Source organism: Cytobacillus kochii (assembly GCF_020171845.1).
GTDB classification, from domain to species: domain Bacteria; phylum Bacillota; class Bacilli; order Bacillales; family Cytobacillaceae; genus Cytobacillus; species Cytobacillus kochii.
The window spans coordinates 1-14986 of sequence record NZ_JAIVAM010000003.1 but is presented as its reverse complement, the minus strand read 5'-3'; the positions used below and the strand labels follow the sequence as shown (position 1 = coordinate 14986).

Genomic DNA, 14986 nt, shown 5'->3' with positions numbered 1-14986 from the left:
TGTTCAAATATCCGCTGTTCTTGTTATAATAAATCTATTCTTGCATAAAAGAGATTTTCCTTTTATTAATTGTCGACAAAGTCTCCCCTTTTAACCTATTTTATGGCATAATACCTTAAATACTTAAAGAAAGCATGGTGATGCATGATGTTTAACGTCGAAAATTATCAAGGAAATAAAGAAGAAAATTATCAATTAGTAATTAAGCAACTTGCTGCACTATTAGAAGGTGAAAAAAATACAATCGCCAACTTAAGTAATGCTTCTGCCTTATTAAATCAATTTTTAGACCGTACAAATTGGGTTGGCTTTTATTTAATGGAAGAGGGAGAACTTGTTCTCGGACCATTTCAAGGATTGCCTGCATGTGTAAGGATTCCAGTCGGTAGAGGTGTTTGCGGCACTGCTGCTTCTAAACAAGAAACGCAAAGAATTGCAGATGTCCATGCTTTTCCTGGCCATATCGCATGTGATGCGGCTTCTCAATCGGAAATTGTCATTCCTATCGTAAAAGATGGAACATTATTAGGTGTCTTAGATATTGATTCTCCTGAAAAAAACCGCTTCGATGAAATAGATGAAAAAATGCTAGAAGCGTTTGTTAAAGAATTAGTGAAGTTCTTATAATTTCAAGAAATGCGAACAAATGGAGATCTATAAAATTTGTTCGCATTTTGATTAGATGATGTTATTTCAATTGATATAACGCTTCAGAGAGATCTGCTTTAATATCTTCGAATGCTTCTAATCCCACTGAAAGCCGTAATAAATTATCTTCAATCCCCATTTTTTCTCTCTCTTCTTTAGGTACGACAGCATGTGTCATCGTTGCCGGATGTTGAATTAAAGTTTCTGCATCACCTAAACTCACAGCCACTTTAATAAGACTTAGATGATTCATCAATGCCTGTGCTTCTTTTTGTCCTCCTTTAATTTTAAAAGAAATAAGCCCCCCAGGTTGCTTCATTTGTTTTGCGATAATCTTAGCTTGTGGGTGATCAGCAAAACCTGGGTAATAAACCTGCTCAATTTTTTCATGATTTCGTAAAAATTCGGCAAGAATAGCAGCTTGTTGGCTGTGTCGGTCTAATCGAATAGCTAATGTCTTGATACCTCTTAATAAGAGCCAAGCATCAAAGGGAGATATAATACCACCTATATCCTTTCTTGTTTGTCTCGCGATGTCGTCCATCCACACTTTTTTACCAGCCACAATGCCAGCAATGACATCTCCATGTCCACATAAATACTTTGTTGCACTATGGATAACAATATCACACCCAAAGGAAATTGGGTTTTGCAAATAAGGGGAACAAAAGGTGTTATCTACTACAACAGGGATTTGTTTTTCTTTACCTATTGCTGCGACCATTTCAAGATCAACAATATCAAGCGTGGGATTAATCGGTGTTTCAATGTAAATACAAGTGGTTTCTGGTGTAATACAACTCATTAACTCTTCTCTAGAGCTCATAGTAGAAAACTGATGTGAAATCTGGTATTTTTCTTCTAATAAATGCAATAGACCATATGTGCATCCATATACTCCTTGTGAGCATAAAATATGATCTCCCGCTTTCGTTAATGTCATTAACACAGATGAAACAGCTGCCATTCCAGATCCAAATGCTAATGCCACTTCTGCCCCTTCTAATTCTGCCATTCGTTTTTCTAAGATCTCAACAGTCGGGTTACCTAAACGTGAATAAACATACCCTGCTTCTTCAGAGGCAATCCTGCGAGCACCTTCCTCTGCACTTGAAAATGTAAATGTAGCTGTTTGAAATAAAGGTGGTATTAAACTGCCGTTATATACTTGACTATCATAACCAGAGTGAATACATTTGGTCTCTATTCTTTTCTCTTTACCTTCCAAGGATATCTCCTCCAGAATTATAAATTGAAAACGCTTACAATAATAAAAACAAAAAAACATTATCGTATCACCGTATAAATATAAAAAATATTTATATAATTCAGAATATGATACAACGCAAGAATTTTCAACGATTATTATTATTTATGGTTGTCTAATTAAACAAAGAGGCTGGTATAAGTGGCATTAACTAAATAGGATTGGGCGTTTGTGAACGATAAGTAGCCAATTTGGACTTAAAAGTTCTCATTCTAAAACCCATCTATTTAATTTCTATCCAACTAAACTAACCAACCTCTTAGTCTCTATCTTTTTCTAAAAAAACAACTTTATTTTTCCCTGCATTTTTCGCTTCATATAATGCTACATCAGCACGGTGAAATAAGGTTGCATAGCTCTCATCTTCATTAGCTTTCCAATGTGAAACACCACATGAAATACTCACATTTGGACTCGTTAATCGACTCACTTTTTCCTTTAATCTTCTAGCGATTGAAACACCGATCTTCGCATCTACATTTGGAAGATAAATCGCCAGTTCCTCTCCTCCCCATCTTGCGCCCACATCACCCACTCTAATATGATGAATGATGATATCTGCCACTTGAATAAGGATATCGTCACCGACTTGATGACCATATTCATCATTAATCATTTTAAAATCATCAATATCGATTAATATTAAAACACCTTTTTCATCACTTTTTAGTGATTGTTCCACTTGATTATCCAAATAACTTCGTGAAAAAAGTTGCGTTAAGTGATCGGTTACGACTAACTTTTCTAATTCCTCTCTTAATAACGAATTCTTAAATGCAAGCGTTGTATGATGAATTAATGCTTGGAGTAATTTAAATGAATCAAACGGAAAGTAATAAGGCATAGGGTGCAAAATCACGACAAACCCCCACATATCCCCTAAGTTTCCCATAGGTACGGCCATAAGAGAACGGTAACTAGCTTTCATATGGGGAATCGTTAAATCGCCAATAAAGAGGGCATCTTTCTTCTCTAACATCAGTTTTTGCACATATGTTACAAAGGCTTTCGATTTTTTTGCAAAGAAGAAACTGGTGCTACCACTTAATGGAGTCCATTTTTCACCATCTTGAGACAAGAAAAAACCCACTTCTTCTGCGTGAAATGATTTCTTTATTTGTTCTGTCATAAAATGAATCGTCTCTGTAAAACGCAGATCAGCATTTAATTGCTGTGATGTTTCGTTTATAAATTGCAAATCACCAATTAATTGTTGTGATTGTTGATGTAATTGAATATTTTCAATAATTGCTCCTGTCATTTTCGCAATTAAACCAAAATACTTTTGATCTGCTTTAGGAATGGCATATATCCCTTTAGTAATCACTTGGAGAACACCATATACCCCCTGGCTTCCTAAAAAAGGAGCATATAGAACAATGTCGGTTGATGTTTGTTCTATTGTCACTTCCCCTGATACATACGCTTCAAGTGCGAGACTGTTTTCCTCCTGATAATCTAGATCCCTCACTGGTAATTGATTGATTTCTTCATAATCATGTGTCAACAATAAATAATATTGAAATGAAGGATAGAGCCTATCCAGAATTTTTAACATTTCACTTAATAATACGTCCAATTTTAATATTCTATGGAAACTAAAACGTTCGACAAATGCGAACAATTCCGTGTAATGCAGTTTTTCATCGTAAAGCTCATTTATTTTACCTTTCAATAACATATAGGAACTCAAGACATCTGTAAGCTCATTCATAAATGGTTGGCTCAACATAAATTGTTGATCCTCCCTTAGCAAAACCAAATACTCTGGTAAGCCATCTAACCGCTGAAGGAAGAAGATGAGTAAGCGTCCATCTTTACTCGAATAAGCTCCCTGTTTTTTATTAACATACAAAGGATGATTTTCACGATAAACCTCATCTATAGGAATAATAGCAGGTAAAGACAATAACTCAGCATGGTATTCCCCTTCAATGACATATGCCTTTCTCCACTCATTTACGAAATAAAATCCTGCTGCTATACATCCTAAACTAGTAGCAACTTCTTTAACAAAATCATCAAATTGATTCTTAGAAGTGTTTCCTTTATATATAAGGTCTAATATTTTACTTTTTATTTCTAGTAACGCTTTTACTTCTTTTTCCTTATCCATAGTTATATCACCTATATTCAAAAGTGGTTTGTTTATCACCCACATTTTAGATAGAATATGTACTAAATCCAGATGTATAAAACAGACATAATTAATCGTCTCTTAAATGGTATGGGGATTATCATTTTTATGACTTAACAAATGACATAAAAAGATAATCGCACTTAAATATATTTATTATTACACTTAGCTATTTTTTTCTATACTATAGTTCTTTTAACCTACTTCAAAACAGATACTTTAGAACTATATTATATCATATATTTTACAATATCAATCAATCTTTATGATAGTTTTTACTATATTCATAAGGAATTGACTCATTTTCATTAATTGTTTTCAACTTACAACCTCGACATCAGAGATTACTGATTGACTACATATTACACTCAGTAAAACATTGACTTCTAATCAATAAAGATTGTATAATAGTCTTTGTGTAAAATATCGCAGCTTTTGTGTGTACTTTAATGTTTCATTTTGTTCCTCTAACAATCTTTGTTGATGGGGTATTGTGTAACCCTCTGCTGCGAGGGCGAAGATACTTGAAAACAAAATGTTCGTAAAGATGACCACAACTGTTTTTATTTTACCCAAATAAAAACAAAAAGGAGGAGTCATATTATGGCTCGTTATACTGGCCCAAGCTGGAAATTATCTCGTCGTCTTGGTATTTCTCTAAGCGGCACTGGTAAAGAATTAGAAAAGCGTCCTTACGCTCCTGGACAACATGGTCCTAACCAACGTAAAAAATTATCTGAGTACGGATTACAATTACAAGAGAAGCAAAAGCTTCGTCACATGTATGGTGTAAACGAACGCCAATTCCGTAACTTATTCGATAAAGCTGGTAAAATGACTGGTAAACACGGTGAAAACTTCATGATTCTTTTAGAATCTCGTTTAGACAACGTTGTTTATCGTCTAGGTTTATCTCGTACTCGTCGTCAAGCTCGTCAACTTGTGAACCATGGTCACATCTTAGTTGATGGCAAGCGTGTAGATATCCCTTCTTACCGCATGCAACCAGGTCAAACAATTACTCTTCGCGAAAAATCTCGTAACCTAGATATCGTGAAAGAAGCAGTTGAAGTTAGCAACTTTGTTCCTGATTTCGTATCTTTCGATGCAGATAAACTTGAAGGTTCTTTCACTCGTTTACCAGAGCGTTCTGAACTTCCAGCAGAAATTAACGAATCTCTTATCGTTGAGTTCTACTCTCGTTAATATTAGCATTAAGCATTTTAATGCTAATAAAACCCTTGAAATGTTGTTAAATCAATATTTCAGGGGTTTTTTCGTTTTTATTTACTTTGCAATACAGGCCAAGATAATGCACTGATTTGGGACCAAGTTGGTCCCAAAAATATGAATAGAAAAAGGCCCGTTTGCTTCATATTATTACTCATTCTTCAAATCCCCGAACATCGTACTTGACGGTTCACAAGGAATAAAAGAACTTACAGAATGACTTTGTCTTAGAACTATATTTAGTTAAAAGGAATTTCTATTTTATTATTTTTATGAATATCTTCAGTTCCGGAATCCAAAGCTGTTTTGTAATACCAACATTTATGCTTGATGAGTTCCATTGTCTTGTTTAATTCCTCTAGTTGTGATTCCACTATAGCTTTTCGTTCCATAAACATGTCAAATCTTTGTTGCAAGGTGGAATCTCCTTCAGAACACCAATCAATAAAATTTTTTATTTCTTTAATAGGCATTCCGGTGGCTTTTAAACATTCAATTATTTTTAAAGCGTCGATATCGGATTCTTTAAAAAGCCTTGTTCCCCTAGCAGTACGTTCTATAAATGGCATAAGTCCTTCTTTGTCGTAGTAGCGCAGGGTATATGCGGTTAGATTCAATTCTTTAGCAACCTCGCTGATAGAATATGTCTTCATTATTACTCCCCTTTTCTTTTTTTACGATATAGACTTCGAGTTAACTCTAGAAATGAAGGAAATTATATCACGATATTTGTTGATTGGCAAAGTCATCTGTTAATTAGAAATTGGGGTAAAAAGAATAAACGTACCATTTGACCTACAGTTAACTATAAGATTTAAACTGGATTATGTAAGAGAAAAAAGCAAGGATTGAAATGAATAGAAGCTATTTTAACTTGAGTTCTTAGTTTAATCTAGTACAAGTGTTATATAAAATGGATTGGGTCACGAAGATCGGTCAATACATTTTTTTAGCACAAAATAACTGATTTGGTGCAGGCGCGGGGTTGTTGTTAATTATCATAATTATCACAGTAACTCTCACGAGGTTCTCATTGTAGCCAGGGGATTTGGTCACAAGCGTTTGAAGTATATTGACGTCATCAGTGCCTATCCTAAAGGGCAGGATTATAACTTATGCTACGGCTATAGACCAAATGTAGATTCAATCGTATTAGCTGCGAGAAATAAAGACCAGCTGCATGAAAATATTGTATCATTTAAAATTAACGGATGACGATATTAGACAAATCATGGACTTAACGGCACTTGAGCCTATCTATCCATTATGGCATCGTGCGATAAATTCAAACTCATCTAATAGAGCGTCAGATTCAGAAAAGGTATATATGGAAGAATACAGTAAAATGATGAAAAGCAAAAATCGGGATTTATAAAGAAAAATTCAGGGCATAGGTTTTAGCGAACAAATAAAGACGAACGACATCAAGATATCTTGTTATCGTTCGTCTTTTTAGTTACTAATATTTAATTTTTATAGGGCTACCGCCATTGGCTGTCCCCCATAAATATCACTTACGTCATTCACATTGTACTGATGTCAATTACAAATCTATACTTCACATCGGAAGCTACTACACGTTCATAAGCTTCGTCAATTTGATCAGCTGAAATCACTTCAATTTTAGGAGTAATATTATGTTTAGCACAAAAATCCAACATTTCCTGTGTCTCCCGGATGCCTCCAATCATTGAACCAGCAAATGAACGACGATGACCGATTAAATTGAACACGTTTAGTGACAGTGGTTCTGCAGGCGCACCTACGTTTACTAGCGCTCCATCAAGATTGAGTAGTCCTAAATAGGCATCCAGATTAATCTTTGCACTTACCGTGTTAATAATTAAGTCATAGGATCCGGCAAGTTTCTCGAATGTTTCTGGGTCACTTGTTGCATAGTAATGATCTGCACCTAACTTCAGACCATCGTCCATTTTCTTCAATGTTCGAGACAGAACAGTGACTTCAGCACCCATTGCATGTGCAATTTGAACCGCCATATGTCCAAGCCCCCCCATACCAACAATTGCTACTTTCTTGTTAGGACCTGCTCCCCAATGGTTTAATGGAGAATATGTTGTAATACCCGCACAAAGTAATGGTGCTGCTACGTCAAATTCAATATTATCAGGTATTCTGAGTACGAAATCTTCCGATACGACAATGTGGGTTGAATAGCCACCTTGAGTGGGTTCCCCGTATTTATCAACACCTGCATAAGTATCGACTTTTCCTTTTAAACAATATTGCTCTTCTCCTTTACGGCAGTTCTCACACTCACCACAGGAATCAACCATACATCCGACTCCTACTCGATCCCCAACCTTATACTTTGTCACCTCGGCTCCAACATCTGTGACGATTCCCGCAATCTCGTGTCCGGGTACAAGTGGATAGTTCACTGGACCCCATTCACCATGAGCAGTATGAATATCAGAATGACATATGCCCGCATATTTAATTTCTATCAGAACATCTTGTGAATCAAGATCACGTCTTTTAATTTCTGCAACTCTAAATGGTTTGTCTGGACCGTCTACTGCTCTTGCTTTAGCTGTTATCATTTGTTTAAACCTCCAATAATTTGATTTTTAAAGAGAATTGACCTATTTGTTTCTTACAAAACTAGAATAACCCCTATAGTTAACTCTAAGTCAAGGTATAAGTTTATATGCAGAATCAAGCTAAAATCACATAATAGTGATACTGCGAATTTAGAAAAGAACGAGGTTTGAACCAAGGAGATTTCGCTAAAGCAATTCGTGTTTCAAGGCAACTGGATAGATGTGAATTTACTTAATAAGTAATCAATGATGTTTTTTAAACAAACAGCTGTTTAGGTAAAGAGCCCCTCTCGATTGAGAAGGGGCTTTATTAAAACTCGTCATAACTTACTAAAGAAAAGTCATCTTTATTTAATTTCCTTTTACAATTATCCATGTAAGAACAAACATTATTCTTGAAGTTTTTTATAATGTCTACTAAGGCATCCTCAATTTTTAAGCCATATCCTACTGCTCCCTCAAAACCACCTAAAGGATCTTTTAGTTTTAGATTTGTATAACCAATAAAGGTACTAGATTCTTTTTGTTCATAGATTCTCACTTTAAAGGAACCAAAAGCAATTTGGTCACCTTCATATACTTCTTCAAAAAAAGTTAAAGCAGATACTTCAAACTCAGCCACTAACTTTTCAATTGTATTAATTTTCTCTATTTCTAAATCCTTCCAACTCATTCAATCCCTCCATGTTTCGGTTAACCAAAAGATTATACTGTTATTTGGAGCTCAATCAATACTTTTATTCTTTTTATATCTAACCATGCCATAAACTTCATCTAATACTTGAGTTCCGGAGTATTTCCCGAAAAGGAAACTGCTTAGACAATTCACCTATGGAGAACTTTTTTGGATTACTAAATCAGGAAATGTATTTCAGAAAACACGCTGCTCATTTGAGAAAATTAAAAGAGAATAGATCATTTATTATATAAATAAGCGCATAAAGAAAAAAATGGCTGACATGAGTGGTTCAATACCTGTTCATGCCAGCCAAATCGTTGCTTAATATAAAGCTCTAACTTTTAGGAGGCACTACTATATGTTGGTTTTTCTTTATTTAATAATGATATACCTCCTTGCTTAATACTTAAACAACATGGCAACCATCTCATGCCCCGCACCAATAGTCCAAAATAACACCGTATCGCCTCTTTTAATTCTTCCTGTTTCAATACCTTCATATAAACAAATAAAAGGACTACTTGTAGTGGTATACCCATACTTATCACCTATGTAGATAATCTTCTCCTGGTTGATTTCAAAATGTGATTGTATTTTCTTAATGTTTGATAAAGCAAATTGAGAGAAACAGTAAGCATCTACATCTCCTATTGTTAGGTTATTTCTTTCAAGCAATTCTTCGATCATATCACAAGCTACTGGAATGGCCATTGCTCCATCAAAAGGTAGGAATACAATATTTTCTGCTTGTCCTCTCGTTTGAGAAAAACCTGCCTGCGGATAGACAATATTATCTTTATTCGCAGAATCCACTTCGAATATGGCATCAATAAAACCTGTTTCTTCTGTTGTTTTTTCTAAAATAAGAGCTGCTGCTCCATCAGCAAAGTTGGCAAAGGTTATCTCTTGCTGAGGGTGAGAAATGAGGCTATTCGCATCCGATCCAATCACCAATGCTTTCTGCACACGTGGATTGGCCATCATGTAACGTGACACATTTTCCACTGTTAAAGTCATACCTGCGCAATTTGCATTACTATCATATATCATTGTATGATTCTTGGCACCAATGGCCTCATGTACATACATCGCATGACTTGGAAACGTCCTTTCAGGTACCTGTGTGGAAAAGACGATTAGATCTATATCCCCTCCAGCCATTTCAGCCTTAGTTAATACCTTTTTCGCTGCTTCTATTCCCATTGATAAGCTATTCTCCTTACTGTTATCAATGATGTATCGCTCTTTTCTTCCCATGATTTCAAGGAAATGGGTAATATCCCTCCCTTGTTTCTTAAAATGTTCAATATAAAAATCATTTGTCACAACATTCTCCGGATGATAGATAGCTATTGCACGCATTTTAATATTCTGTTCTGTCACTTTCGATTCTCCTCTTGATATGATTTCTTTTCCATATAAATAAGTATGAAGAGCTACCCAAATAGAATAGCTCTTCATACTTATTTAAGCCTCTTCAACACTTGCTTGTAAAAGACCCGCGTTTCTCGCCACTCTTGCCAATTGCATTTTGAGGACTACATTTTCCTTAATCGTATAGATGACTTTCTTGAAGCCTGTCTCTTTGTACATTTTCATCACTTCTGTCAAATTATCAGACAGCTCTTGAGATAAAAGCTTCATTTCCGTACAATCAACAAAAAGGTCATAATCCGGTCCATTGATCGGACCGATTTTTGCCACATATTCCTCAACAAAAAGCTTTGCATCCTCCATCGTCATCTGCCCTGCTACAGACATATTTACTATTTTACTTGCTTCATTCACATGAATCGTTGCTTTTTTCATTTTCCTATAACTCCTTATTATTTTTTACTCGCATATAGGTCTTTACACCCACAAACGAGTTATAAGACTATATAAAACTATTAGTCTACTATAATAATATCGGATGATTAATAAAATTTTTACTAGAATATAGGAAAATAGGCACAAAAAAAAAACACCCTATTAGGGTGCAAAATACTTTTATCACTCATATGTTAACAAAATTGAACTCCTTTAGACTTTTCTTTCTTCGAAAAAACTCCTCGCTACATTCGGAAACATATAGAATGGTTACATTGTTTTTGAACTAGATATATCTTTGCTACTCTTCATATAAGTTTCACGTTTAAGATAGATTAATAGACCACCTATAACCCACCAGCCTGCAAAGATGACCCATTCATATGGCCAGATTAATGCAGCAGGCATTCCCGGGAAGAAGAGGACAATAAAGCCAATACTTAATAGAACCGCTAACCATCCGACAATATTAGAATTACCTGCTTTGAATGGTCGAAGCATATCTGGTTCATTTTTACGTAATTGCAAAAAGGCAATAGAGACGATTAAATAAGCAAAGAGAACGGCCAACCCACCAGCGTCTACTAACCATACAAGCATTGGACGACCTAAGAGTGGCGCTAACATTGATAGTCCACCAATAAAAAGAATCGCATTCGTTGGCGTTTTATTTTTGGGATGTAAGCGACCAAACCAAGCGGGAATCATTTCCTTCTCTGCCATTGAGCAAAGAATACGACTACCCCCAATAATAAAGGCATTCCAACTCGTCAGTATCCCAGCAATTCCTCCAAGAATCAAAATGGTAGCAAAATGATCAGAACCATATATGATTGCCATCGCATCCGCGGTTGGTAAAACCGATGTCGAAAGAATTGTTTTATCTACTGCTATTCCTACTGCTATGACTACTCCAATATAAAATATAACAGCAAAGGCGACTGACATTATTAAAAGGCGTCCAATCGATTTTGGAGGTATATTCATTTCCTCAGCCGTTTGTGGGATAACATCAAAACCGACAAACATAAATGGAGTCATCACTAGAACAACAATAATACCTGAAACGCCCCCTACAAAAAGTGGTTCAGCATCTGCTAAGCTTCCAGTCACACCGGCACCTGCAATGAGCATGACACCAATTAAAGAAATCACAATCGTTAATACCATCTGTAAAAAGGCAGCTGATTTCACACCAAAGAAGTTAAAAATGGTAACAAATAGGGCACCTGCTACTCCTACTAAAACCCAGGATAAATAGACATCATAATCATTGATGGTGTACATATAACCAACTTTGTAATTAGGAAACAAATATTCTACAACGGTCGGCAGGGCAACTGCTTCAAAAGCGACGACTGAAATATAGCAAAGTGCTAACCCCCAAGCAGCAATAAAAGCGGACTTACGTCCAATCCCTCTTTCTGCAAAAATCATCGTTCCCCCATTTGTCGGCATCGCTGATGATAATTCTGCATAAGCAAGTCCGACAAAAGAAACTAAAATACCGCCAACAATAAAGGCAATCGTTGCTCCAACAGAACCGGCAGTATGAACCCAGTTGCCTGAAAGCACAACCCAACCCCAGCCAATCATTGCACCAAAAGACAAAAACAACACATCGAATCGAGACAGGACTTTATTCTTGTTAATAAAATTCAACCCCTTCAGATTTAATTGCCATCTAATGTTTCAAAAGTTTGTATAGATACTGTTTTTATCTCTGTAAAAAACTCAATTGCTGCTTGTCCCTGTTCTCTGCTACCTGAGCTTGATGCCTTCATCCCCCCAAATGGTGCTTGGGGTTCTGCACCTCCAGTCTCTCCATTGACTTGAACCATACCTGCTTCAGCATGTTGAATAAAATGAAATGCTTGGTGAAGATTATTCGTGAAAATAGAAGCGCTTAGGCCATATTTAGAGGAATTCGTTGCTTCTAATGCCTCCTTGTAATTCGCTACTTTCCTTAAACAAAGTACCGGGCCAAAGATTTCTTCCTTAACAATCGTCATGTTTTCTTTCACATTTTCAAAAATTGTCGGTTGAATATAGTAACCATTATGCCAATATGTATCAGCAAGCGACTTACTTCCGCAAACAAGCTCTGCACCTTCTTCCAATCCTTTTTGGATATAGGATTGTACTTTTTCATATTGTCTCTTTGATACCACCGGACCAATATCTGTCATCTCTGATAATGGATCTCCTATTTTCAATTCATTGATTCTATCCTCCAATATCGTTCTGAAAGAATCATAGACTGCTTCCTCAACATAAACGATGCCCGTTGCTGTACAGCGTTGCCCAGATTGTTTCATTGCACCGTCTATACAGGATTGTGCAGCAAAAGATAAATCACAATCAGCCATTACAATCGCAGGGTTTTTCCCGCCTAACTCAAGTTGATACTTCTTTTGCTGAGATGCAGCAGTAACAGCAATTTGATTGCCCACGTGGTTTGACCCTGTAAATGTAACTGCAGTTATGTCTTTATGACGAACTAATGCCTCGCCAATCGTTGCTCCTGAACCATTAACCATTTGTAGCACATCTTTAGGTAACCCTGCTTGCCACAGAATTTCTGCTACTTTTATTGCTGTTAATGTAGATTCCTCTGATGGTTTCCAAACAACTGTATTTCCGAAAACTAATGCAGGGGCCATTTTCCAGATTGGGATGGCGATGGGAAAATTCCATGGAGAAATAACAGCTATCGGCCCAATCGGCACTCTTGAAGAGTAGAGGGTTTTTCCAATATACGCAGAAGGAAGACACTCTCCAATTTGTCGCCATCCTTCTTGCCCATAATATCGAAGAATCGCTGCAGCTCTTCCTATTTCACCTCTCGTCTCTCTTATAATCTTTCCTGTTTCTTTTGTCGCAAGTATAGCCAGTTCTTCTATATTTGCTTCTAATAAATCTGCAGCTACACGTAAGATATCCCCACGTTCAATTGAAGGCTTGTTTTTCCATTTTAAAAAGGCTTGCCTAGCAGAAGTAGCCGCTAAGTCTACTTCCGCTAGGGATGATTCTTCTACTTTTCCAATCAATTCATCAGTATTAGCAGGGTTGTAGCGCATATACTTTTTTTTATTTGTTTCAATCTTCAACCTTCTAACACCTCTCTCTTTATATTCGAAATCGCCTGGTCAAGGATATTAACCATCTGCTCTACTTCTGCTTTGTTTATGATGAGCGGCGGTGAGAAAACAATCGAGTCATGATCATACGTAACTGTTCGCAAAATCAACCCTAGCTTCGCAGCTTCCTTTACAATGAGTGGACTTAAATAATCATCAAAACGCTCACCAGATTGACTATCTTTGACAATGTCAATGCCACCGAGTAAACCAAACCCTCTTGCTTGTGTCACGATTTCATGTTTTTCTTCTAAGTACTTTAGCCCTTTATACAATTCCTCTCCCATTTTTTTCGCGTTCTCAATAAGACCATTCCTCTCAATAATTTCAATATTTTTCAAAGCAACATTACAAGCAACTGGATGACCGCTATACGTATAACCATGCAACAGAGTGCCCTTTGAGAGCGTCTTGAAATCATTGTGTAAGCGATCATTAAGCGCGACACCACCTAATTGGGCATATCCACTTGTTACCCCTTTGGCAAAACAAAGCATATCTGGTTGAATCGCTTCATGTTCAATGGCAAAGTATTTTCCTGTTCTTCCAAAGCCAGTAATGACTTCATCGATAATCATTAAGATGCCATATTCATCACATATTTTTCTTATCTCTTTAAAGTAGCCTTGTGGTGGGAGATTGACTCCGCCTGCGCCTTGAACAATCTCAGCAATAAAAGCGGCTATCGTTTCAGGTCCTTCCTTCTCTACTAATGTACGGAATTCTTCTACGCTCGAATTTACATAGTGAAAATGGGGTGCATTAGCATTTGTAAAATCACGAAACGGTTTTAACCCTGTAGCACTTGTAGCCCCCATTGCAACACCATGATACGACATTTTCCGGGAAATAATTTTTTGGCGCTCTGGTTGACCCTTTAATATCCAATAATGTCTTGCTAATTTAAATGCTGTATCGTTTGATTCGGAACCCCCTGATGTAAAAAAGACAGCATTCAAATCTCCTGGTAGTATTTTTGACAACTTTTCTGCTAAGCGAATCGCTGGCTCATTACTAAAAGTGCTAAAATTAGATGTAAAAGCGAGTTTAGACATTTGTTCATAAGCTGCTTCAGCCATTTCCTTCACACCATGGCCTATATTGACATTCCAAAGCGAGGACATACCATCAATAACTTTATGTCCGTTCGTATCTGTCAAATATACGCCCTTACCCTCTGTAAATATATGGCTCGGACCTTCCGCCTGTTGCTGTGCAATTGAGCTAGTTGGATGGATAAAATGCTTCTTGTCTAATTCAGATAACTCTGTTGTTAATAATGTCATCATGTCAATTCCTCCATTATGTGATTATTTAGAATAATATACTTTATAATGCAATTCTTATGCCAAATTTATAAAACTTATTAAATGAAGCCACTTCTTTATGATTAAGGCTGTTTTCGTAAACTTTGTTGTTTTTGCTTATGATTATTTTTGATTAACAGGAACAATTGTTCTATAATAGAAATAAGTGAATATTGAGGTGTAGAATATGAGACCAAATCTAACA

General features: G+C 36.3%; 13 protein-coding genes. 3 read left to right on the top strand and 10 right to left on the bottom strand.

The features are described from left to right. The first annotated feature begins 147 nt into the window (after nt 1-147). On the top strand, nt 148-627 hold the full coding sequence (locus tag LCM23_RS03575) for a GAF domain-containing protein (protein ID WP_224935744.1): 480 nt from the start codon (nt 148-150) through the stop codon (nt 625-627). 61 nt (nt 628-688) lie between these two features. Here LCM23_RS03575 and megL read toward each other — a convergent pair whose 3' ends face one another. Then, nucleotides 689-1876 (bottom strand): methionine gamma-lyase, encoded by a 1188-nt coding sequence (megL, locus tag LCM23_RS03570; RefSeq protein ID WP_224935743.1) that lies wholly within the window; start codon nt 1874-1876, stop codon nt 689-691. Between the two features lie 298 nt (nt 1877-2174). After that, complete coding sequence (locus tag LCM23_RS03565; protein WP_224935742.1) at nt 2175-4031, bottom strand: sensor domain-containing diguanylate cyclase; 1857 nt, start codon at nt 4029-4031, stop codon at nt 2175-2177. A gap of 624 nt (nt 4032-4655) precedes the next feature. Here LCM23_RS03565 and rpsD point away from each other — a divergent pair. After that, entirely contained in the window at nt 4656-5258 is a 603-nt protein-coding gene (rpsD, locus tag LCM23_RS03560) for a 30S ribosomal protein S4 (RefSeq protein ID WP_095372261.1), read from the top strand. Between the two features lie 263 nt (nt 5259-5521). Here the strand turns inward: rpsD and LCM23_RS03555 are convergent, their stop codons facing one another. Continuing rightward, nucleotides 5522-5935 (bottom strand): MerR family transcriptional regulator, encoded by a 414-nt coding sequence (locus tag LCM23_RS03555; RefSeq protein WP_224935741.1) that lies wholly within the window; start codon nt 5933-5935, stop codon nt 5522-5524. Nucleotides 5936-6471: 536 nt separating this feature from the next. On the opposite strand from LCM23_RS03555, the gene LCM23_RS03550 reads away from it, so the two are divergent. After that, on the top strand, nt 6472-6657 hold the full coding sequence (locus LCM23_RS03550; protein ID WP_224935740.1) for a hypothetical protein: 186 nt from the start codon (nt 6472-6474) through the stop codon (nt 6655-6657). A gap of 148 nt (nt 6658-6805) precedes the next feature. Here the strand turns inward: LCM23_RS03550 and LCM23_RS03545 are convergent, their stop codons facing one another. From LCM23_RS03545 to LCM23_RS03515, 7 genes are all read right to left on the bottom strand, one after another. Further along, a complete protein-coding gene (locus LCM23_RS03545; RefSeq protein WP_224935739.1) occupies nt 6806-7846 on the bottom strand; it encodes an NAD(P)-dependent alcohol dehydrogenase in 1041 nt (346 codons plus the stop codon). Nucleotides 7847-8156: 310 nt separating this feature from the next. Further along, nucleotides 8157-8519, bottom strand: coding sequence for a hypothetical protein (locus LCM23_RS03540; protein ID WP_224935738.1), 363 nt, complete (start codon nt 8517-8519; stop codon nt 8157-8159). 405 nt (nt 8520-8924) lie between these two features. Then, the gene (locus LCM23_RS03535) at nt 8925-9887 is read right to left on the bottom strand and encodes a ketoacyl-ACP synthase III (protein WP_224936188.1); all 963 of its coding nucleotides are present in this window, start codon (nt 9885-9887) and stop codon (nt 8925-8927) included. Nucleotides 9888-9992: 105 nt separating this feature from the next. Next, on the bottom strand, nt 9993-10334 hold the full coding sequence (locus tag LCM23_RS03530) for a hypothetical protein (protein ID WP_095372256.1): 342 nt from the start codon (nt 10332-10334) through the stop codon (nt 9993-9995). A 270-nt stretch (nt 10335-10604) separates the two neighbouring features. Beyond that, nucleotides 10605-11996, bottom strand: coding sequence for an APC family permease (locus LCM23_RS03525; protein WP_224935737.1), 1392 nt, complete (start codon nt 11994-11996; stop codon nt 10605-10607). A gap of 11 nt (nt 11997-12007) precedes the next feature. Beyond that, complete coding sequence (locus LCM23_RS03520) at nt 12008-13444, bottom strand: aldehyde dehydrogenase family protein (protein ID WP_224935736.1); 1437 nt, start codon at nt 13442-13444, stop codon at nt 12008-12010. Continuing rightward, nucleotides 13441-14763, bottom strand: a complete 1323-nt coding sequence (locus tag LCM23_RS03515) for an aminotransferase family protein (RefSeq protein WP_224935735.1) — start codon at nt 14761-14763, stop codon at nt 13441-13443. The genes LCM23_RS03520 and LCM23_RS03515 overlap by 4 nt, the downstream gene beginning before the upstream one ends. Between the last annotated feature and the right edge of the window lie 223 nt (nt 14764-14986).

Coding starts and splice junctions, on each gene's coding strand:
- LCM23_RS03575 (WP_224935744.1), top strand. CDS start 148: ATGTTTAACGTCGAAAATTATCAAGGAAATAAAGAAGAAAATTATCAA.
- LCM23_RS03565 (WP_224935742.1), bottom strand. CDS start 4,031: ATGGATAAGGAAAAAGAAGTAAAAGCGTTACTAGAAATAAAAAGTAAA.
- rpsD (WP_095372261.1), top strand. CDS start 4,656: ATGGCTCGTTATACTGGCCCAAGCTGGAAATTATCTCGTCGTCTTGGT.
- LCM23_RS03555 (WP_224935741.1), bottom strand. CDS start 5,935: ATGAAGACATATTCTATCAGCGAGGTTGCTAAAGAATTGAATCTAACC.
- LCM23_RS03545 (WP_224935739.1), bottom strand. CDS start 7,846: ATGATAACAGCTAAAGCAAGAGCAGTAGACGGTCCAGACAAACCATTT.
- LCM23_RS03540 (WP_224935738.1), bottom strand. CDS start 8,519: ATGAGTTGGAAGGATTTAGAAATAGAGAAAATTAATACAATTGAAAAG.
- LCM23_RS03535 (WP_224936188.1), bottom strand. CDS start 9,887: ATGCGTGCAATAGCTATCTATCATCCGGAGAATGTTGTGACAAATGAT.
- LCM23_RS03530 (WP_095372256.1), bottom strand. CDS start 10,334: ATGAAAAAAGCAACGATTCATGTGAATGAAGCAAGTAAAATAGTAAAT.
- LCM23_RS03515 (WP_224935735.1), bottom strand. CDS start 14,763: ATGATGACATTATTAACAACAGAGTTATCTGAATTAGACAAGAAGCAT.